A 19,744-nucleotide genomic window follows, 5' to 3' on the forward strand; every position below is an offset into this window, starting at 1 on the left:
ACTTCGAAGGGCCACAACCTTCATCTTTCGCACAGCACCAATTCCAGAAGCTGTCCTACAACCAACTCCCTTTCATGTTCAGGACACAAGACCTGGGAAAAGCGCTGGAGAACCGTCGCATCGGTGCCGCGCGTCGTGCCCCGGGCCATGGCGTGTGCTTCCCGCTGTACGGGGGCAACTTGGGGGCCCTGGTCGCTCCTGGCGCTCTGCTCGGGCGTCCGCCTCATCACCCGGACCGCGTTGGCCTCGGCCTCGCGCTCATAGCGGTCACCGGGGTCGGAGACACTCAGTCCCGCCCCGTTGTCCGTGCCGGCCACCGGACCCTGGCGCTGCTGAATGACGTGCGTCAGCTCATGGGCGAGGGTGTGCTTGTCGCCACCGCCGTCGCCAATGACGACATGGCTGCCGGAGGTGTAGGCACGGGCACCCACCTCGGCGGCGGAGTCGCGGGCTGCGGAGCCGGTGTGCAGGCGGACGTCGGAGAAGTCGGCGCCGAGGCGGGATTCCATCTCTTGGCGCAGCGGTTCGTCCAGCGGCTTGCCCGGCGCGCGCAGCACGTCGTGCACGGTGGAGCGCTGCACCGGCTCCGCCGTGGGCTGTTGGTGGCCGCAGCCTGCGCCGTGCTGGTGCCGGTCCTGCTGGAGCATACGGACGACGGCCTCATTGCCGACGGTGCGCTGCAGCTCGAGCAGCGCATAGGGCACCCGACTGCTCGGTGCCTCCCCTGGCCGCTCAGCCACGCTCTTGACGGGGCGCTGCGGCTGCTTTTCGTTCTTTGTCGCTTCTTGCGAGTACATGGACTTCCGCTCGTAGGACTGGCAGTTTCGCTGTGCTCTCCCTACTTACCTGGTGCAGTGGACGCGGATAAGGGGTGTACGGGCACGATGCGGTAGCCCGTACGGGCAGCGCGTCCGCCTGGCGGGTATCGACCGGATCGCCGCCGGCACGCCGTACTGTCGAGTCGGCACGGAGCGCGGTGCCGGTGTTGCCATCGGTCGGTTCTCCGTGCCGCTCGCCGGACCCGGCATGCGGCTCTCACCGCACCGGGCTCTCCACGGTCTCTGCCGTCCGGGCATGGTTGAGGGTCCAGGGGTTGGGGATCGTATTGCCTCAGTATCGGTAGCGGGTGACCGTAATCGAGACCGTGGCGAACAGTTCGATCCCGTCCGCCGAGAGCCTGTGCCACCAGCCGTTGCGATCGGTGAAGCATCGGCGGACGTCCTTCCACCTCCAGCGGTGCAGCACCACAACCGGGTCTGTCAAACGAACTGTGCAGCCAGGTCGGCCGGGTTACTGGCGGGCCGCTGAGAGCCGGCCGTCGAATGTGATGTCAAAGGCGTTCAGCACGGTCTTCCAGCGCATAGTCCGGCGGGCTCGGCCCTTGCCGGTGGGGTCGAGCGACATGATGGCCATGTAGACGCACTTCAACGCGGCCTGCTCGTTCGGAAAGTGTCCGCGGGCCTTGACCGCTCGCCGGATGCGGGCGTTGACCGACTCGATCGCGTCGGTGGTGCAAACGATGCGACGGATCTCGGTGTCGAACCGCAGGAACTGGGTGAACTCTTCCCATGCGTTCTCCCACAGCTCGACGATCGCCGGATACTTCCTGCCCCAGGCGTCGCCGAACTCAGCGAACCGCTCCAGGGCAGCCTCCTCAGTGGGAGTGGTGCAGACGGACTTGAGAAGCTCGGCAATCTTGTCCCAGTCCTGGCGGGCGGCATAGCGGAAAGAGTTCTGCAGCAGGTGGACCACACAGGCCTGCACGACGGTGCGGGGCCAGACCGTCTCCACTGCTTCGGGCAGGCCCTTGAGACCGTCGCAGACCAGCATCAGCACGTCGTTCACGCCACGGATCTTGGTCTCGGTGAGGATGTGCATCCAGTGCTTGGCGCCCTCGCCGCCGTCCCCGGCCCACAGGCCCAGGATCTCCCGCCGACCCTCAACGGTGACGGCCAGGGCCACGTAGATGGGGCGGTTGGTGACAGCGCCGTCGTGGATCTTCACGCGGATGGCGTCGATGAAGACCACCGGATAGACGATGTCGAGAGGCCGGTTCTGCCATTCGGCCATGCCGTCCAGGACCTTGTCGGTGATTGTGGAGATGGTCTGCCGGGAGACCTCGGCGCCATGCCGCAGATCTCCAAGGTCGAGCTGTGCGCGGCGATCCGGCATGATCGCCGTGCCGGCATGAAGATGCGCGGTTGCTGGCCCAGCACCTTGGACGCCCGGCGCCACCGAGCGGCAGGACCCTGACCTGCGTGTGAGAATTGGGTACTGGATCGCAGTTCGGTGTCGAGGCCCGCCCGTCGCTGCATGGGGAGCGGGCGCGGCACGTGACGTTCCTTCCCGCTGATCCCATCGACACGCTGGGAGGCTCTCTGTGAGCGAACGTCTCAATGCGTGGCCAACGCTGGATCATGAGGACTTGGCGCCTATGGTTGACTACGTGAACCGGGTGGTACAGGTCGCAGGCAAGTACACCCTCGACGAGCCCTTCGAAGTTGGCTGGGGAAACATCGTCCTCGATGTCACTCCCCGGGGGCTCAGTACGCCAACCTTTCGGCAACGAGGCGTGACCTTCGCTGTGCACTACAGCTTGCTCGACGGTGGCGTGGTCATCGAGTCCGACAATGGCTCGCGGACGGTGCCGTTGTCCAAGGGATCAGTCGCCATGTTCTATGCGTCCTTCTGCGCTGCGGCAGACGAGCTCGGCATACACCGACCGCGCAGCTCGTTGATCTGTGAGATTCCGGATGCCCCGCCGCGCTTCGAGGACGATCACGTCGAACGCAGGTGGGATGGCGACGCGGCCCGGCTGATCTGGACAGCGTTGAACCTTGCCGCTGACGGGCTCGAGGCGTGGCAGGCCCCCTTCCTGGGACACCGCCCCCGGGTCGGTGTGATGTGGGGCGGCTTCGACCTGTCCGCCACGCGTTTCCGGGCGCAGCCCACCGTGCCGCCGCCCCACCAGCCGCCGTTCATGCAGAACGGCCAGCTCGACGCGTACGTGTCGGTGGGGTTCTCCTTCGGGGATGCCAAGGCGCCGAGCGTCGGCATGTATGCGTACATCTGGCCCCAGCCGGACGGTCTCGGGGGCCGGTCCTGGGGTGTCGAGGGCGCCGCCTGGCATCCCGACGCTGGTCTGGTTCGCCTGCCGTGGGCCAGGCTCAGGGAGACAGCGGACCCGCACCAGGCCATTGTGGCGTTCGGTGACGCCGTCTACGATGCCGCCGTCGAGACGGCAGGCTGGCCGTCCGACCTCGTCGGACCCCGCGTCGAGGGTTGGTACATGAGCAGGACGCCGCCCACGCTCGTCCAGCACCGGCGCGGCTGACCCAGGTCCGGATTGGTCCTCGAGGCCGACTCCTGCGGGTTCGATCTCGACGGCCCGCCACCCTCACGGGCGGCGGGCCGTCTCATGCACTGACATCATTTCTCGGTTCTGGCGCAGATCTTGGGGAGCGGTCGCGGAGCGTTTCCTCGGTGTTCCAATGCGCTCGTCGATTGGCTACTCAAGGGCTCGGTAGTCAGGTGACGGATGAACCAGCTCGGGGTGTTCCGCTACGTACCGATCGCTGTGGATCGCCAGCATCGCCCAGTGCCACGCCTCGTCGTGAAAGATCAGCCCGCGGTACGGCGCCTCAGGCGGTTCGTACGGGTATCGCTCCAGGGCGGCCTCCCTGGCCTCCTTCTGCGCCAGCCCGCCATGATGGTGCATTACCCACGCGTAGCCACGCCGCTCGGACTGCAGGCAGTCGAGATACTCAGCTTCGTTCCATGTCACGGCTCAACGGTAGGCCGGGGACGTCGTCGAACGCTGCTTCAACCGGCTCCAGCAGTTCCGCGCCATCACCACACGGATCGACAAACCCGCCGCCCGTTGCGGGCCTTGTAGAGCTCACGGTCGAAGGCCGGCGGTCTGCCGCCGACCCGACCGCGCCGCACAAGCGGGGCTGGCCCGCCAGCGCGGCGCCCACAGACCCCTTGCCCGGCACGACGTCGTCGGGCAGGACCCCTGGTGCGCAAACCATCCTTCACCGGCTCCCCCGCCACCGGCGCCGCAGTGCTCAGAACGGCTGCGGACAATCTCACCCCCACCTGGTGGAACTGGGCGGCACACCCCCTGGTGATTTTCGAGGACGCCAACCTTGACGCCGCTGTCGCTGGGGCCGTGGAGGGCGGCTTCGTCAACCAGGGCGAAGCCTGCACGGCCGCCTCCCGTCTGTTGGCCCACCGCTCGGCGGAACGAAGCACAGCGGCTACGGCCGCGAGCACGCCGCCGAGACCCTGCGGGAGTTCGGCTACAGCAAGACTGTCAGGCTGCCTTCCGGGCTGAGGCCGACCCCACATCGGCCTGCCGTCGACGAGGTCCTCGCCTGACAGAACGGCCCGCACCCGCGGCGCACAGATACCCCAGGCGCATGACCGGGCCGCCGCCCTCAACTCGCCGGGGTCGCCGACCCCACCCGCCACCCACTGCCCGCCGCGATCTTCGCCCGCACTCTCAGCGTCCACATCGGCGTCGCCCGTCAAGTGCCAGCGGGCACCTGCCGGGGACTGGTGCGCCTGCGCGGCCAAGGTCAGCCGTCGATGGTCGAGCTGGTCGGCTCGCCGCCTCACGAGGCAGGATTCCAGCTCCTGGGCGCGCGAGACGTGACCTTCACCGACCGGGCCCTGCGAACCAACCACGGGGTCGCCCCTCGAGCTGGCCTCGTCCGATGCCGGTCCGGAGCACCCACGCGGAGTCCGAGGGAATCCGGAGAGTTTCCCAGCCCGATTCCACCAGTCACATCTCCGGTCCCGGCACACGCGTGCGCCGCACGGGCTCAACCGGCCTCACCGGTCGGGGCGGACCGTCCGTGTCCCGGTGCCCTGGCTGCCGTGCTCGGTCTCATGCTGAAGTGCGGCCACGCACTGGAAAGCGGCCTTGAAGGCGGCGTACTCACGTTTGCCCAGCGCCTTCGCGTGGCGCTCCTCGATCGTGCGCATGATGGAGGTGGCGGCCTCCCTCTGGAGCAGACCGCGTTGGGTGGGGTGGATCAGTTTGGCTCGGCGGTCTGCAGGGTCGGATTTGCGTTCGACGTAGCCCAGGCGTTCGAGGTCGTCGATGAGGGTGCCGATGACCTGCTTGTGCTGTCCGGAGGCGCGGGCGAGCTCGCTCGCACGGATGCCGTCGGTCCGCAGATAGGCGAGGACGGCGCCGGCGCGGGGCTGGATGTCGTCGAAGCCCTGTTCGGCGAGGGCGGCAAACAGCTCGCGCTGGACGGAGAAGAGAACCTGGGCGGCGAGTACGCCGAGGTCCGGGTCCGTGTTCTGGTGCCCGGTCAAGGTCCCTCCCGTCTCCGCGCTTGTCTGCCGCTCTGCCGTGACCGGCAACTTTAGTCCTGCCTGGCGGGCTTGGCTCGCCCGGGATGAGGGGTCTCCCGGCCTGGCCGGTGCTTGCGCTCCGGGCGGCAGGGGCATACCTTCAAAGTAGTCACTAATCTTGACTATCAAGATTAGTGACTAATGAGGCTGTGACCCAACCCTCGAAGGAGCGGAAAGATGAGCGAGCGCAGCAAGTTCCAGGAGTCGATCACCCGGGAGAACGCCGCCGTGGTGCTGGTCGACCACCAGGTGGGACTTCTCTCCGGCGTTCGGGACGTCCCGGTCGGCGAACTGAAGCACAATGTGGTGGCGCTGGCCCAGGCGGCGACCGTGCTGGGCATCCCGCTGGTAGTCACCACCACCGCGGCCGACAGCATGTGGGGGCCGACCACCCCCGAACTGGTCCAGGCACTGCCAGCCGGACAGAAGATCATCGACCGCAGCACCGTCAACGCCTGGCACGACGACCGGGTCCGTGAGGCCATCGAGGCCACCGGCCGACAGAAGCTGATCTTCGCCGGGGTGTCGCTCGAGGTCTGCGCGGCCCTGCCCGCGATCTCCGCCACAGGTGCCGGGTACGACGCCTATGTCACCCTGGACGCCTCCGGCACCTTCAGCCAGGCCAAACGGGAGGCCGGACTGCTCCGCATGCAGCAGGCGGGTGTCATCGTCTCCGACTACGCAACCCTCATGGTCGAGGCGCTGGCGGACAACGCCGCCCACGACTCCGGCGCCCTTTACGCCGCCCTCGACATGCCATTCGCCGTTCTGGTCGGCCAGATCGCTGCGGCCCATCAGGCATAGCATCCATCGACCGCCGGGCCCGGCGGGGTCTGACAGGATCCCGGCGTCGGCCGGTGGTGCATGCCATTCCACTCGTACCGTTCCGCGAGCTCTCCCCGCACGAGGACTATCACTTGTCCGGGCGATCACGTGACTGGTCCGTGCCCGTGCCGTTGATGTGGACATGGGGCGGGGTGATCCGAGTGACGCCGAGTGGGAACGGCTGCGGCCCTTCCTGCCGGTCAGCAACAGACGTTGCGGGCGGTGGGGGGATCACCGGCGCGTGATCGACGGGCAGCTCGTTGCCACCGCCGCCTCAAGCAGTAGCCCAGCTGACACCGGCCATGAATAGCCCGGACAGTTCCTGTTGAGGACCTGTACCTCGCTCACCGCGGCGGTGAGCGCGGTCTGTCGGGTCTCGGTGAGCGTGCCGCCGTCGCCGAGGGCGGAGGCGGGGGCGGTCCACGTGACGGTCCAGGTCGCAGTGGCGGTGCCCTGGTAGCGGTCGTCCGGGCGGCCGGCCGAGGTCTGCGTGTAGCGGTGGCCACAGTCCGGGGAGGAGGACGTGCCGCGGTCGGCGGTGTACGGGGTGCCGGGGCCGTTGCAGGTGGCGGTGGTGCCGTCGCCCGTGTCCCACCGGATCGTCGCCACATGCGCGGTGGCGGTGACCGTGACGCCGCCCGCCGTCGCTGTCGCGGGTCCGTACGCCGGCGTCGAGCGGGGCGCCCGCATCCACGTCCGCGTCGGCATCCCGGCCCCGGCCCCGGCCGCTGCGCGCCCGCGCCGGGTTACCGTGGCAGTTCCCGCCGGTGCGGCCCCTCCACAGGCCGCCGGGGCGCACAGCACAGCGGCCCCCCACTCCCCTGTGCGCTGCGCACAGGCTCCCGTTCCCGGGCCTGTCTACTGTGCCGCCATCCCCACCCGCCGAGGGGTGAGTCGGTCGGTACGAAAGCCTGGAGGACAGCCGGTGAGCGCAACAACTGCACGTTCCGGTGGAACCGGAGAACCCCTGGAGATGGGGCCGGGCGGAGCCGCCGGTCTGCGGCCCGTCGGGTCCTTCTTCGAGGCCATGCCGTTCGGACGCGCCCATGTCCTGGCGGCGCTGGCTCTGTTCATGGCCTTCGTCATCGAGTCGTGGGAGCAGCTCGCCCTCGTCTATGTCTCCGGCGATCTCGGCGACGCGTTCTCCATCGACACCGGCCGGATCGGCTGGGTGCTGTCCGCCGTCGCACTCGGCATGATTCCCGGTGCGCTGGTCTGGGGTCCGGTCTCGGACCGGATCGGCCGGCGCGCGGTGTGTCTGTGGAGCCTGTCCGCCTACGGAGTCGTCGCGCTGGCCTCCGCCTTCTCCCCGAACTTCACGGTCCTGCTGGTCACCCGGGTGTTGTCCGGGCTGGCGCTGGCCGGGATCTACACGGTCACCTTCCCGTACTTCCTGGAGCTGCTGCCGTCCCGGATGCGTGGCCGGGCCGCGGTCTATCTGTCGATCGGCTGGCCGGTCGGGGTGCTGGCCGCGGTCGGCGTGACGCAGTTGCTGGCAAGCCTCGGCTGGCATGTGGTGGTCATCGCCTCCGCCCTGGCCGGGCTCTGGGTCTTCGCGATCCGTGCCTGGGTCCCGGAGTCCCCGTACTGGCTGGCCGCGCAGAACCGTCACGACGACGCCGCTGCCGTGCTGCGCAGGCTGGGTGCCGATGTCCCGGAGGGCACCCGCTTCGCCGTCGTCGCCACCGAGCGGACCGGACGCCCGGTGGAGCTGCTGCGTGGCAGGCTGCTGCGGATCACGGTGCTGATGCTCGTCGTGAACTTCACCTTCAACTGGGGCTACTGGGGCCTGCAGACCTGGCTGCCGACGCTGCTCCAGGACAAGGGCCTGAGTATGTCGGCGAGCCTCGGGTTCGTCGCTCTGAGCGCGCTGTTCATGATCCCCGGCTATGTGTCGGCGTCGCTGCTGACCGGACGCTTCGGCCGCAAGAAGGTCTTCCTGCCGTACGTGGCGCTTGCCGCGATCAGTGGAATCTTCTTCGCCTACTCCAGCTCCATGACCGAGCTGTACCTCGCGAACTTCGCCCTCGCCTTCTTCAGCCTCGGTGCCTGGGGTGTCTGGAACACCTGGAACGGCGAGTTCTTCCCGACCGCACTGCGGGGTACGGGGTACTCCTGGGCCACTGCCGCCCAGTTGGTGGCGACGTCCCTCGCTCCTTCGGTGGTCGGTCTTCTCCTGGCTCAGGCGACCGGGTTCTCCACGACGATCCTGTTCATCACGGCCTTCCTGGTGGTGGCGCTGCTCTTCGCCGCCCCGCTGCCGGAGACCGAGGGCCGTGACCTGGAATAGCGGCCCGGCGCGGGGCGTCCGCATCGGCTCCGTCTGCCCGACCGACTGCCCCGTAGCGGCCCGGCAGGCGCTCTCCACGGCGCGGTCCCCAGGATGTGATGGCAGGATGACGCAGGTGAGACTGGGTGTGGACGTGGGGCGTACGACGACGGTCGCCGTTCTCGTAGGCCCCGGCGGCGCTCCTTCGGTGCATGCCGTGGTCGCGTCGTCGGCCTCCCTCGACCGCTGCCTGCGCGATGTCCTCGACGCGCTGGACAGTGCCGGGGACGCCCCGTACGACCGTGCCGATGTCGTCTGTCTCACGACGGATCTCGACCGTACGCCGAACACGCCTTCCCCTGTCGCCGTACTCCGCATCTCGTCCGCCTGCCATCCCGCGCTCGGCCCGTCGCCGCGTCCGGGCGGGCTGACGCGGGTGGTGGCGGGCGGCTCGTCGCTCACCGGCCGGCAGCTGGCGCCGCTGGACCGGGCCGGTGTCGAGGCGTTCGCCCGGGAGGCCGCGGCGGCGTCGATCACCGCGTTCGCCGTCTGCGCGGCCGGGTCGCCCGCCCGGCCGGAGCCCGAACTGACCGCGGCCTCCGTGATCGCCCGTCTGCTGCCCGGTGCGCACATCACCCTCTCCTACGAGATCGGCTCCCCCGGCCTGCGCGAGCGCGAGAACGCCGCTGCTGCCAACGCCGCGCTCGGCCCCTGGGCCGAGCACCTCACCGACACCGCCGGGCGAACGCTGCGCGCGCGTGGCATCACGGCGCCGCTCTTCCTCGCCCGGGACGATGCCGGTCTGGTCTCCGCCGAGTACGTCCGCCGCTATCCGGTGATCGCCACCGCCTCCGCCACGGCCTGCGCGCTGCGCGGAGCCGCTCTGCTGGCGGGTGCCGAGCGTGCCGTGGTCGTGGACGCGGCCGGCTCCTCGATCCGCTGCTCGGCCGTCGCGGACGGCGAGCTGGAGGCCGGGGACGCGGGCCCGGGGCCCGGCGGGCTCTGGATGGATGTGGGCAGGCCCCGCCTGGACACCCTGCCGTTCGGTGGGGAGGGACCGCCCGCCGACGCACGTCAGCGGGTGGAAGCGCTGGTGGCCGGTGTGCTGGAGCGCTCGCCGGGCAGCACGGTGCTGTACGCGGGCGGCGCGGCGTCGCTCTTCGGGGGCGCGCCGGACGGGATCCGGGCAGCCGCGTACGGCGTGGCACGCGCGGACACCCGGGTGGAACTGGAGCAGGTGGTGGTCGCGCCGGGCCGTGCGGAACTGGACCGGGTCATCGCTCTGGCCCGTGACCAGGCGCTGGCGCGGGTCGTGTCGGCGGGTGCGGCGCCGGGCGGGGCCCGGATCGCACGGACCGTCCACACACCCGTCTCGTATCTCCCGGGCGGGGTGCACCGGATCAGGGTCCGGGCCGTGGGCGCGCCGGCGGGAGCGATGTCGTGACCGGCGTGCCGGTGCGGGTGGACGCTGCTGTGCTGGAGCGGCTGGCGGCCGGGTCGCTGGTGCTGGCGGCGGGTGCGGCGGAGTCGGCGTTCCGGGTGGCGCTGGACTGGGCGCGGGCGTCGGTCGCCGCACACGGGCCGGTGCGGCTGCTGGCCCCCGACGAGCTGAGCGGATTGCGGCTGTGCGTGACCGTGACGCTGGTCGGCTCGTCGGCGGCGCTCGCCGAGCAGTTGCCGACGGGGATGGAGACGGTACGGGCGGTGCGTGCGCTGGAACGGCTGCTGGGTGCCCGCGCCGATGCGGTCGTCGCGCTGAACACGGCCGGTGAGAATGCCCTGCTGTCGGTGGCCGCAGCGGCCGACTGCGGGCTGCCGCTGGTCGACGGTGACGGCTGCGGGCGGGTGCTGCCGCTGCTGGAGCAGTCGACGTTCACGCTGGCCGGGGTGGCCGCGGCGCCCCTTGCGCTGGCGACCCCGTCGGGCGATGTGGTCGTGGTGGAGTCGGCGGGCGGGCGGGTGGAGGATCTGGTGCGGCCACTGGTGCCTGCGGCCGGCGGCTGGGCGGTGGCTGTCTGCTATGCGATGCCGGGCGAGGTGCTGGCCGGTTGCGTGGTGCCGGGCACGGTCGGCCGGGCGATCCGCGCGGGCACGGCCCGGCCCGGCAATCTGTTCGCACCGTGGTCGCCGCGGCGGCTGTGCCGGGGCCGGATCACGGCGGTGGAGCACCCGGTGGGCGCCCAGGACGATCCGTACGGCTACGAGCCGCCGGAAGCGTACGGCCTCACCGGGCCCGGTTCTGCCCCGCCGTGGCCGGCGCTTCCGTCCAGTCCCACGAGTGTGCTGGTCGCCGAGACGGAGGGGATCGGCCGCCGCTTCCGGCTGGAGGCGCACAACGAGGTTCTGCTGGCGCTGGCGGACGGGGCGCCGGTCGCCGCCGCCCCGGACCAGATCCTGATCCTCTCGGCCTCCGCCGACCGGCGGGTGCTGGATGTGGAGCGGGCGGTGCCGGGCGTGGAGGTCGAAGTGGTGGTCATCCCCGCCGCGCCTGCCTGGCACACGCCCGAGGGCCGCCGGCTGGCCCGTACCGGCGTGCTGGATTCCCCGGGCACGCAGGAGGAATCATGGTGAACCGCCCGGCCGCCCGGCCTGTCCGCGAGGGCCCGCTCACCGTCGCGGAACTCGTCCAGCAGGGGCGGCTCGCCGGGGTCCGGCTGTCGGGGGCGAGCGGGCGGGACGCGGAGGTCCGTTCGGTGCGCATCGTGGACCGGACATCGGTGCTCGACACTCTCGAACCCCATACCGCGGTCGTACTGACCGGGCGGGTCGCGGCCGCGGGCTGGACCGTGGAGATGGCGCTGCGCAAGGCGTGGGAGCACGCCGCGGCCTGTGTCGTGGTCACCGAGGCAGCGGGCCGGCCCGGTTCCGTGGGCGTGCTCGCCGACCGGCTCGGAGTGCCGTTGCTGGTCATCGACGAGGACGCGCTGGACGCCGCGGTCCGGATCGCCTCCGCAGTCGCGCGCCCCGACGCGGGGCGCACCGCGCTGGTGGCCCAGGCGGCCCGTGCGCTCGCGGACACCGGTCCGCACGCCGGGCGGGTGCTGTCCGCTCTGCACGCGGTGCTGCCGTCCACGGCGGTCGCGCTGACCGGGCCGACGGGTGAGCTGCTGGCGGGCCGGCGGGCCGCGCTCTCGGCGCAGGGTGGTGCGCTCACCGTCCGGGTGGAGGTCCCGGACGGTGCCGGCGGCTCGCTGGGCGCGCTGGTCGCCCGGTCGGGTTCGCGGGTCGTGGGCTGGGGGGAGACGGTGCGCGACGTGCTCCGCCTCGCGGTCGCTCCGCTGACGGCCTGGTGCGCGGTGCGGCGTCTGGACGACGAACGGACCGGCCACCGCGCGGCGTTGCTCCTGCGCCGGCTGCTGGAGGCGGACGCCGGGGCCGTGGACGGTGGCGGACCCGGCCAGGACGAGGTGGGGGCGGGGCCCGGCGAGAACGGGCAGGCCGAGGCGGCCGCGCTGGGCTGGCCCGCCCAAGGTCCGCTCATCGGCTACGCGCTGCGTCCCGTCGCGGGCTGGGACGGTCCCGATCCCGGCCCCGCGCTGCGCGCGGTCTGGAGTTCGGTGGGGCCGGGCGGACCGCTGGTGGCGTACGGGCGTTGCTGGGTGGCCTGGCAGTCGGTCGCCCTCGCGGACAGGGTGGATCCGCTGGAGGCGGCGGCCCGGCAGTTGGCCGACGCGCTCGCCGCGGCGGCCCCGTATGTGCCGGTCGTCGGCGGGGTGGCGGGCACAGCGGCCTCGTTGTCCGCGCTCGGCACGGTCCTGACCGACGCATGCGCGGCAGCCGGGGTGGCGGCCGCCGGGGAGTCGGGGAGCGTGGTACGTGGGGACCGGATGGGCGCGGCACAGTTGCTGTCCGCTGTACCGGCCGAGATGCTGCGCGGTCCTGCGGAGGTGGTGCTCGCCCCGCTGCTCGCAGCGGACCGGGACGGCACCCTGCTGCGTACGCTGGCGGTCGTCCTCGACGCGGGTGCGGCGCCGACGGCGGCGGCCGAGGTGCTCGGGGTGCACCGCAACACGGTGGCTGCCCGGCTGGAGCGTATCCGCGCGCTGGGCTTCGATCCCGACGATGCGTCACAGCGGCTGGCACTGCATCTGGCGTGCCGGGTCCTGCTGCGCGACAGGGGCGCGGCGTCTTGAGGGTTGTTCCTTCGCGGCTCCGTGCGCTGTCGGCCCGAGCACGGGGTGGCGGAAGAACCCACTGGGGGTTCTTCCGCCACCGTCCTTGCCGGTCCGTCAGGCGCCGTACACGGCTTGCGCGTGTCCGGCCGTCAGCAGGCCCTGGCGGATGTCCTCGGCCACTGCTTCGGCCGCCCGCTCCCCCGCCGGGCCGAAGCCGCCGCCACCACCGCTCTCGCAGCGCAGCACATCGCCCTCGCGCACGCTCAGTGCGTTGGCCTTCAGCAGTGAACGCCGGTCATCGCGGCCCGGGTTGAGGGTCACTCGCGGCGCCGCCCCCGCGGTACCCCCGAAGATGCCCCAGGCGGGAGTGACCGAGCGCTCCCACCACAGGGAGAGCTGCTGGTCGGCGGCGAACCGGTACTGGCGCACCACTCCGTTGCCGCCGCGGGTACGGCCGGCGCCCGCGGAGTCGGGGCGGATCGCGTACTCCTCGACGCGTACCGGGTAGAGGGTCTCCAGCACCTCCACGGGCATGTCGCGCAGCGAGCCGTTGACGTTGTTGATCAGGCAGGACTCGCCGTCGGCTGCGTCCCAGGCGCCCCAGCCGCCGACTGTCGCCTCCTGCGAGACGAAGAGCTTTCCGCTGCGCGGGTCGGTTCCGGTGAACTGGACGATCATCGAGTCGCCGTAGCTTGCCGCGGCGGCGCGGTCCGGGACGGCCGGGGCGAGCGCCTTGACGACCAGGTCGATGACGAGGCCGAGGTGGGAGTAGTAGTACTGGCAGGCGGCAGGTTCGACGGCGGCGAGCATGCTGCCTGGCCGGGTCAGTACGTCAAGTGGCTTGAACGACCCTCCGTTGAGGGGGACTTCACCGCTGACGAGCAGTTTGTAGCCGACGCGGCAGGCCGCGACGGTCTGTGCCGCACCGCAGTTGACGGGTCCGGTGGCCTGGTCGGCGCAGTCGGTGACGTCCATCGTCATGCGGTCGCCGTCGACGGTGACCCGGACGGTGACGTGCAGGGGTGTGCCGAGGTCGATGCCGTCGTCGTCGAGATGCCCCGTGGCTTCGTACACACCGTCGGGGATCGCGGCGATCTCCCGGCGCTCCAGCCGCTCGGTCTGGGCGAAGATCGCGTCGCGGGCGGCGAGCACGGTCTCCAGGCCCCATCGTCCGACGATCTCCGCGAGCCTGCGGGCTCCGGTCCGGGCGCAGGCCACCTGGGCGCGCATGTCGCCGAGGGTGGGGTGTGGGAACCGTACCTGACGCGCAATCAGATCGTGGACGAGTACGCAGGGTTCACCGTTCTCGTAGATTTTCAACGGGCCCATGCGCAGGCCCTCCTGATGGATCGACGTGGAGTCCATGGAGCCGCCCGGGTCCTTGGAACCCATATCGATCCAGTGCGCCCGGGAGGCCGCGAAGCCGACGAGTTCGTCCTCCACGAAGATCGGGCCGTAGACGGTGACGTCGTTGAGGTGCGTGCCGCCGATGTACGAGTCGTTCAGCACCCACACGTCGCCGGGCCGCCAGACGCCGGCGCCGTACATCCGCTCCGTGGCGCGGGTGCACTCCTCCAGGTTGCCGAGGAAGATCGGCAGGCCGGAGGACTGGCCCAGGACGTTGTGGTCGCGGTCCAGGAGCGCGACGGCACAGTCCTTGGCCTCGTAGATGGTCGGGGTGTAGGAGGACCGGATCAGGGTGGTGTTCATGTCCTCGGCGGCCTGGAGCAGCGCGCAGCGGATGATCTCCGTGGTGATCGGGTCGATGGCGGCCGGGGCCGGGCCGTCCGCGGTGCTGGTGCCGGTGCCGGTGGTCATGAGATGCCTCCGAGTTTGATGACGAGGAATCCGTTGTCGTCCACGGTGACGGTGGCGTCCGGTGGGACGACGGTGGTGGAGGTGGCCTCGACGATGACGGCGGGGCCGGGGATGTACTGCCCTGGGGCGAGGTGTTCGCGGCGGAGTACGGCGGTGTCATGCGCGGCACCCCCGAAGACGACCGGTTTGACCAGGGCTTCGGGGGCTTCGCCGGGCGCGGCCGCGTACGGGACGGCGGCGAATTCGGGGAGCCCGCCGAGCGCGGTGGTGCGCAGGGTGACGAACTCGACGGGGGCCTCGGGGGTCGCATGGCCGTAACGGCGTTCGTGGAGCCGGGCGAAGCGTGCGGCGACCGATGCGAGGAAGTCTTCGGCAGCGGGCTCGGCGGGGCCGGTGAGCGGCACGGTCAGGGTGTAGTCCTGGCCCTCGTACCGCATGTCGACGGCGTGCTCGATACGGTGGCGCTCGGCCGGTACGCCCTGCTCGGCCAGGGCTTCGGCGCTCTCGGCGGCCAGTCCGGCGAGGGCCTGGGCCATCGCGGTGCCGTCGAGGCCGGCGCCGGGGGTGAAGAACTGGAGCGTGAGGTCGCGGCGGACTTCGGTGCCGAGCATGCCCCAGGCGGAGAACGCGCCGGGGAAGCGCGGTACGACGACCTCCTCGATACCTAGCTCGCGGGCGATCTCCACAGCATGCATGGGCCCTGCCCCGCCGAAGGCGAGGAGTACGAACTCGCGTGGTTCCAGGCCGTGTTCGACGGTGAGGGTACGGATCGCCTGGGCCATCTTGGCGTTGGCGACGTCGCAGATGCCGCCGGCCAGCTCGACGGGGCCGAGGCCCAGGGCGGAGGCGAGTTCCGCGACGGCCCGGTGGGCCGCCCCGGTGTCCAGGGTCATGTGCCCGCCGGCGAACCAGTCGGGGTCGACACGGCCGAGGACGGCATTGGCGTCGGTGACGGTGGCCCGGGTGCCGCCGCGTCCGTAGCAGGCGGGCCCGGGTACGGCGCCGGCCGATTCGGGGCCGACGCGCAGTCCGCCCCCCTCGGCGTAGGCGAGGGAGCCGCCGCCCGCTCCGATGGTGTGCAGGTCCACGAGCGGCATCAGGACGGGGAAGCCGTCGGCGGCACCCTCGTTGGAGATGTCGGGGCGGCCGCCGAGCACGAGTGACACGTCGAACGAGGTGCCGCCCATGTCGACGCAGATCGCGTTGGGCCGGCCGAGCAGCGCGGTGGCCGCGACTCCGCCCATGGTGCCGCCGACCGGCCCGGACAGCAGGGTCTGAAGGGGGTGGCGACGGGCGAAGGAGGCGTTGACGACTCCGCCGGAGGACTGCATGACCTGGACGGGAACGGTCAGCCCGTGCGCGGCGAAGCGGTCCTCGATCCGGCCGAGGTAGCGGCGTACGACCGGGCCGGTGTACGCCTCCAGGACGGCGGACGAGGTGCGTTCGTACTCGCGCCATTCGCGGGCCACCTGGTGGGAGAGCACGATCATCACGTCCTCGCCGAGCTCCTCGGCGAGGATCTCGCCGGCCCGCAGTTCGTGGGCGGGGTTCACGTAGGAGAACAGCAGCGCGACGGCGACTGCGTCGAACCCCTCGTCGCGGGCGCGGCGGGCCGCGGCCCGTACGGCGGCCTCGTCGAGCGGGGCCAGCTCGGTGCCGCGCGAGTCGAAGCGGCCGCCCGCCTCGGCGGTGGCGTACCGGTCCACGAGCGGCACGGGCTTGCGGTAGTGCAGGTCGAACATGCGGTCCCGGTTGCCGCGGGCGATCTGGTAGACGTCGCGCAGCCCGGCCGAGGCGAGCAGCAGGACACGGGCGCCCTTGCGTTCCAGCAGGGCGTTGAGGCCCTGGGTGGTGCCGTGGACGAAGAAGGAGATGTCGGCGGGGTCGTCGACCGCCCGGCCCAGCGAGGAGAAGACGCCCTCGGCGAGGTCTCCCGGCGTGGTGGGGGTCTTCGCCGCTTCGAAGGTGCCGCGCGTCTCGTCGTACGCGACGACATCGGTGAATGTGCCACCGATGTCCATGGCCACCCGGTAAGTCATGTCGCCTCCCGGCTTTCTCAGGGGAATGGCGTGACGCTATCGGCAAGGCACGGCGCCCGGCTGTGCGCTGCGCACGGTGCGCGGGGTCCGGCCGTGCGCAGCGCCCGGGGTCAGCCGGCGGGGCCCGGCTGCCGCACGTCCTCGTGGAGGTGGACGATCCGCCAGGACGCCCCGGCCCGGTGCAGGATCACGGTGTTGCGGATGAGCTCGGGACGGTGCGGGGCGCCGTCCGGGGCGGGGGTGAAGTCGACCCGGAGCCAGAAGCGCAGGACGGCGATGTCGCCGAAGACGTCGATGGTGCGGTCGTACGCCGTGAGGCCTGTCTCCTGGGGTCCCTCACCGGGCGCCGGGCGGGCGTCGCGGATCCGGTCGAGGTCGGCCTTGCCGAGCAGGAGCGGGTCGGCGGCGGAGTCCCAGACGGTCGCCCCGGGGTCGAGTGCCCGGTCGATCCCGGCGCGGTCGCCCGCGTCGTACGCCTCGTACATCGCGGTGAGGACGGCCCAAACGGCGTCGGCGTCGGCCGCCGACGCACCCGGCCGGGCGGTGGACGGGAGAGGCAGGGGGATCTGGGACATGGCGGTGCTCCTGAGCGGTACTCGGGGGTGCGACGGCGGCCAAACTACACAGCAACCGGCCGGGCCACCGCCCGCACCCCCGCCACCCGCTCCACCAGACGGAGGGCCTGGGCCAGGTTCTTCGCTCCCTGCTCCGCCTCCGGGACGGCCGAGTTCACCCGGCCCGTTTGCCGTCGCCGGCATGGTGTTGACGCGGGCGTTCAAAGTGCACGGGACGAAGATCGCTCCGCTCGTCCGTACCGCCGCCGCGCCGGGTAGGCGAAGTGATGCTTGCGCAGCATCCTCTTCGTCGCCGCGAACCACTCGATCCACTCACGTGAACGGGAGCCGATCACGACACCCTGGAGCGGGCCGCGCTCGCCGGCGCGAGGGAAGCCGTCGCGCTCCAGGAGCAGCCGGCGCCCTGGAGGCGCAGCGCGGCCGACGGGCGGCCGGTCGTCTACTGGCGAACCGGCTGCACGTACTGCATGCACCTGCGCGTCCGGCTGGGGTTGAGCGCCCGCCAGGTACTCTGGGTCGATATCCGGCGCGACCCGGAGGGGGCCGCGGCGGTGCGGGCAATCAATGACGGCAACGAGACGGTGCCGACCGTCGTCGTGGCGGGCCGGCCGCACACCAACCCCGATCCCGCGTGGGTGCACCGACAGCTGTCCCGTTCCGCTTGAGACATCGACCGGGTGACAAGGCCTACGACGCGCTGGGGGTTGGGTAACGTGCGGATTCCGAGGAACACGCGGACGACACCGGGTCGGGACACCACCGAGGAGCGGTCCCGGCGCATCCGACGGGCCGGAGTGTGCGCGGGCGCCGTGACAGCGCTCTTCGCAGCCGTGACCGCCGCCGCGCGCCTGGCCGAGGTCGCGCCGCCGTGGTGGGTCCTGGCACCCGCCGCCGCACTGGTGGCGGCGCTCGGGGGCCGGGCCGGTGCACGGCTGGGCCGGGAGGACGCCACGCGCGCCGAAACCCTGGAGCCCGGGGAAATCGTGATCGGCACGTACACGGTTCGCCCGCCGTACGCTGACCACGGACCGCCGCCGCCCTACGAGAGCCCGCAGTACCAACTCCGCCTCACCACAAAAGGGATGCAGATGTGGGAACGCGCCGTCCTGCTGTGGAACCACCCGTGGCCGGAACTGCGCGTCGTGGCGGACGGCCCCCGCCTCCGCGTCCACCACGAGGGCCGCGAGGCCGGTGTGATGCTGCTCGAACCCGCCGGAGCCGTGCAGGAGGTGCTGACCATGGGCAGGCGCTACGGGGCCGGGTGACGCTCCAGCACGGAATCGTCCCGGGCGGCCTCGCGGACCACGGTGTGCAGATCGCACGGACGGGTCCGGGGTGAGGGTCACATGGGGGGCCGCTTGAGGGTGGTGTTCTCTGTGGCGATCCGCTGGAGACGTCTTCGCCCAGGTCCAGGCCGTCGCCCGGGACTTCCCAGTGGTCGCGGTAGGACGGTTTCACCAGGAGGAACCGTCCGGCGGGGTCGCGGATGGCCGCTCCTGCCCCCACCGATGTTCTTGAGGAGGGTGGCGTAGTACTCGGCGGGAGGCAGATGAGCAATGCTCATGGAGCGGGACGCTATCCGTGCTGTCGGCACGGCCACACGATGTTCAGGACCGTCAAGCGGCGCAGCTGCCGGTTCACCTGGTAGGTGAGGGTGACAACGCGCCCGTCTTTGTGAACGTCGGGCGGACATGCCGTAACAGGAGGTCAGTCTGCGTACACAAAGATGAGACACAGAGCTGCGAAGGGCACGGCAGCCCCTCCGAGCAACGCCAGTACTGCCGGGACCGCCGCTGTCAGCCGCTTCTTGCCCTTGCGCCGGCCCGAGCGGAACACCACGCCGGCCAGGACGAGCGGCAGCGCCACGAGGCCGAGGAAGAGCACCGGCACCCAAAATCGGCTGTACGCGGTGGTCTCGGCGTCGGTCACCAGATGCCAGGCGTTCGTGCCGAAGAACACTGCCGGGCCGGCCAGCAGAAAGAACGAGAGGCCCAACGCCACGGCGACGGTCACTCCTTCCGTCAGCCGCTCGGCCCACACATGCTCGCTGCGAACCTCCGCCGTCCTTCGGTCCTCCATGCCCATTCTCCCAGTTGCCGCAGTTCAGTGTCGCCGCGCCAGCGCTTCGGTTGAACTGCTCAGTCCGTGGCCGATAGAAGACGATAGCGTCAGAGCCCAGGGCTGCGGACACTGCGCTGTCGTTCTACTGAGCTTCCTGTCCGCCTGAGGCCTCGTGGCCGACGGAGTCGGGCTCCTCGCCAGGACGAGAACGGCGGGACGGTGCTTCCAACGGTGCGCTCGGTACCACCAGGGCTCAGGTGCTGGGGGCTGCTATTACTGCGGCGGAGCCGCGTTGGGAGCGGGGGGTTTTGTCGCCGACGCGCTTGGGTTCAATGGTACGGATCGACGGCTTCGCCCGGGGCGCCTTCGTGGTAGGGCCCGTCTGGGTTGGAGTCGCGGTCGTGTAGGAGAGGAAAGAAGACGCGGCGGAGCTGGAGGCCGCTGTCGGTGTCGGCTTCGGCGTGCGCGTCGAGTTCGGTGTAGCCGACCATGCGTCCGTCGCGTTCGTAGCAGGGCCTGCGGCGCCAGCCTCTGGCCAGGGCGGCACCATCTCGTACCTCACCGTCCGTCTCGTCAACGCCGACCGGACATTGATCGCCGCGCGGGGTGCTGGGCCGACGCGGCACACCGAGGGCGCGGGGGTGTGTCAACTCGGCGCCGAGAGTCACCGGGTCC

The 19,744-nt window shown here is 71.1% G+C and carries 16 protein-coding genes and 5 pseudogenes; 9 read left to right on the forward strand and 12 right to left on the reverse strand.

Annotation, left to right across the window (positions count from 1 at the left end; genetic code table 11):
- Positions 1-92 precede the first annotated feature (92 nt).
- The 3 genes and pseudogenes from ACWCPY_RS36515 to ACWCPY_RS36525 all read right to left on the reverse strand — a co-directional run.
- Positions 93-797, reverse strand: a pseudogene (locus tag ACWCPY_RS36515) (eCIS core domain-containing protein); the annotation flags it as partial.
- Between the two features lie 313 nt (positions 798-1,110).
- Positions 1,111-1,263 carry a hypothetical protein gene (locus tag ACWCPY_RS36520; RefSeq protein ID WP_451272446.1) on the reverse strand — a complete coding sequence of 51 codons (153 nt, stop codon included), beginning with the start codon at positions 1,261-1,263 and terminating at the stop codon, positions 1,111-1,113.
- A gap of 27 nt (positions 1,264-1,290) precedes the next feature.
- A pseudogene (locus ACWCPY_RS36525) lies at positions 1,291-2,130 on the reverse strand (IS256 family transposase); the annotation flags it as partial.
- Positions 2,131-2,380: 250 nt separating this feature from the next.
- Between ACWCPY_RS36525 and ACWCPY_RS36530 the strand changes: the two are divergent.
- Entirely contained in the window at positions 2,381-3,334 is a 954-nt protein-coding gene (locus tag ACWCPY_RS36530; RefSeq protein WP_451272448.1) for a DUF5996 family protein, read from the forward strand.
- 174 nt (positions 3,335-3,508) lie between these two features.
- Here ACWCPY_RS36530 and ACWCPY_RS36535 read toward each other — a convergent pair whose 3' ends face one another.
- Positions 3,509-3,784, reverse strand: coding sequence for a hypothetical protein (locus ACWCPY_RS36535; RefSeq protein ID WP_451272450.1), 276 nt, complete (start codon positions 3,782-3,784; stop codon positions 3,509-3,511).
- A gap of 95 nt (positions 3,785-3,879) precedes the next feature.
- Positions 3,880-4,002 (reverse strand): annotated as a pseudogene (locus ACWCPY_RS36540) (IS5/IS1182 family transposase); the annotation flags it as partial.
- 16 nt (positions 4,003-4,018) lie between these two features.
- On the opposite strand from ACWCPY_RS36540, the gene ACWCPY_RS36545 reads away from it, so the two are divergent.
- Entirely contained in the window at positions 4,019-4,336 is a 318-nt protein-coding gene (locus ACWCPY_RS36545) for an aldehyde dehydrogenase family protein (RefSeq protein ID WP_451272452.1), read from the forward strand.
- 500 nt (positions 4,337-4,836) lie between these two features.
- On the opposite strand, the gene ACWCPY_RS36550 is transcribed toward ACWCPY_RS36545, so the two are convergent.
- Positions 4,837-5,328 carry a MarR family winged helix-turn-helix transcriptional regulator gene (locus ACWCPY_RS36550; RefSeq protein WP_451272454.1) on the reverse strand — a complete coding sequence of 164 codons (492 nt, stop codon included), beginning with the start codon at positions 5,326-5,328 and terminating at the stop codon, positions 4,837-4,839.
- Between the two features lie 216 nt (positions 5,329-5,544).
- On the opposite strand from ACWCPY_RS36550, the gene ACWCPY_RS36555 reads away from it, so the two are divergent.
- Positions 5,545-6,171 carry an isochorismatase family protein gene (locus ACWCPY_RS36555; RefSeq protein ID WP_451272456.1) on the forward strand — a complete coding sequence of 209 codons (627 nt, stop codon included), beginning with the start codon at positions 5,545-5,547 and terminating at the stop codon, positions 6,169-6,171.
- Positions 6,172-6,423: 252 nt separating this feature from the next.
- On the opposite strand, the gene ACWCPY_RS36560 is transcribed toward ACWCPY_RS36555, so the two are convergent.
- Positions 6,424-6,900 carry an ATP/GTP-binding protein gene (locus ACWCPY_RS36560; RefSeq protein ID WP_451272458.1) on the reverse strand — a complete coding sequence of 159 codons (477 nt, stop codon included), beginning with the start codon at positions 6,898-6,900 and terminating at the stop codon, positions 6,424-6,426.
- Positions 6,901-7,117: 217 nt separating this feature from the next.
- Here ACWCPY_RS36560 and ACWCPY_RS36565 point away from each other — a divergent pair, with 217 nt between their 5' ends.
- From ACWCPY_RS36565 to ACWCPY_RS36580, 4 genes are all read left to right on the forward strand, one after another.
- The gene (locus ACWCPY_RS36565; RefSeq protein WP_451272460.1) at positions 7,118-8,482 is read left to right on the forward strand and encodes an MFS transporter; all 1,365 of its coding nucleotides are present in this window, start codon (positions 7,118-7,120) and stop codon (positions 8,480-8,482) included.
- A 106-nt stretch (positions 8,483-8,588) separates the two neighbouring features.
- Positions 8,589-9,905 carry a hydantoinase/oxoprolinase family protein gene (locus ACWCPY_RS36570; protein ID WP_451272462.1) on the forward strand — a complete coding sequence of 439 codons (1,317 nt, stop codon included), beginning with the start codon at positions 8,589-8,591 and terminating at the stop codon, positions 9,903-9,905.
- Positions 9,902-11,032, forward strand: coding sequence for a DUF917 domain-containing protein (locus tag ACWCPY_RS36575; RefSeq protein WP_451272464.1), 1,131 nt, complete (start codon positions 9,902-9,904; stop codon positions 11,030-11,032). Before ACWCPY_RS36570 ends, ACWCPY_RS36575 begins: the two co-directional genes overlap by 4 nt.
- A complete protein-coding gene (locus tag ACWCPY_RS36580) occupies positions 11,026-12,594 on the forward strand; it encodes a helix-turn-helix domain-containing protein (protein ID WP_451272466.1) in 1,569 nt (522 codons plus the stop codon). The genes ACWCPY_RS36575 and ACWCPY_RS36580 overlap by 7 nt, the downstream gene beginning before the upstream one ends.
- A 96-nt stretch (positions 12,595-12,690) precedes the next feature.
- Here the strand turns inward: ACWCPY_RS36580 and ACWCPY_RS36585 are convergent, their stop codons facing one another.
- The 3 genes from ACWCPY_RS36585 to ACWCPY_RS36595 form a co-directional block, all read right to left on the reverse strand.
- Positions 12,691-14,394, reverse strand: a complete 1,704-nt coding sequence (locus ACWCPY_RS36585) for a hydantoinase B/oxoprolinase family protein (protein WP_451272468.1) — start codon at positions 14,392-14,394, stop codon at positions 12,691-12,693.
- Positions 14,391-16,433, reverse strand: a complete 2,043-nt coding sequence (locus tag ACWCPY_RS36590; RefSeq protein ID WP_451272470.1) for a hydantoinase/oxoprolinase family protein — start codon at positions 16,431-16,433, stop codon at positions 14,391-14,393. Before ACWCPY_RS36590 ends, ACWCPY_RS36585 begins: the two co-directional genes overlap by 4 nt.
- A 110-nt stretch (positions 16,434-16,543) precedes the next feature.
- Positions 16,544-17,008, reverse strand: a complete 465-nt coding sequence (locus ACWCPY_RS36595; RefSeq protein ID WP_451272472.1) for a nuclear transport factor 2 family protein — start codon at positions 17,006-17,008, stop codon at positions 16,544-16,546.
- Positions 17,009-17,415: 407 nt separating this feature from the next.
- On the opposite strand from ACWCPY_RS36595, the pseudogene ACWCPY_RS36600 reads away from it, so the two are divergent.
- Positions 17,416-17,673: pseudogene (locus ACWCPY_RS36600) on the forward strand (glutaredoxin domain-containing protein); the annotation flags it as partial.
- Between the two features lie 144 nt (positions 17,674-17,817).
- Positions 17,818-18,273 (forward strand): hypothetical protein, encoded by a 456-nt coding sequence (locus ACWCPY_RS36605; RefSeq protein ID WP_451272474.1) that lies wholly within the window; start codon positions 17,818-17,820, stop codon positions 18,271-18,273.
- A gap of 442 nt (positions 18,274-18,715) precedes the next feature.
- On the opposite strand, the gene ACWCPY_RS36610 is transcribed toward ACWCPY_RS36605, so the two are convergent.
- Both ACWCPY_RS36610 and ACWCPY_RS36615 read right to left on the reverse strand, forming a co-directional pair.
- Positions 18,716-19,087 (reverse strand): hypothetical protein, encoded by a 372-nt coding sequence (locus ACWCPY_RS36610; RefSeq protein ID WP_451272476.1) that lies wholly within the window; start codon positions 19,085-19,087, stop codon positions 18,716-18,718.
- 235 nt (positions 19,088-19,322) lie between these two features.
- A pseudogene (locus tag ACWCPY_RS36615) lies at positions 19,323-19,611 on the reverse strand (DUF6009 family protein); the annotation flags it as partial.
- Positions 19,612-19,744: the final 133 nt, after the last annotated feature.

The organism is Streptomyces sp. NPDC002403, assembly GCF_053593015.1.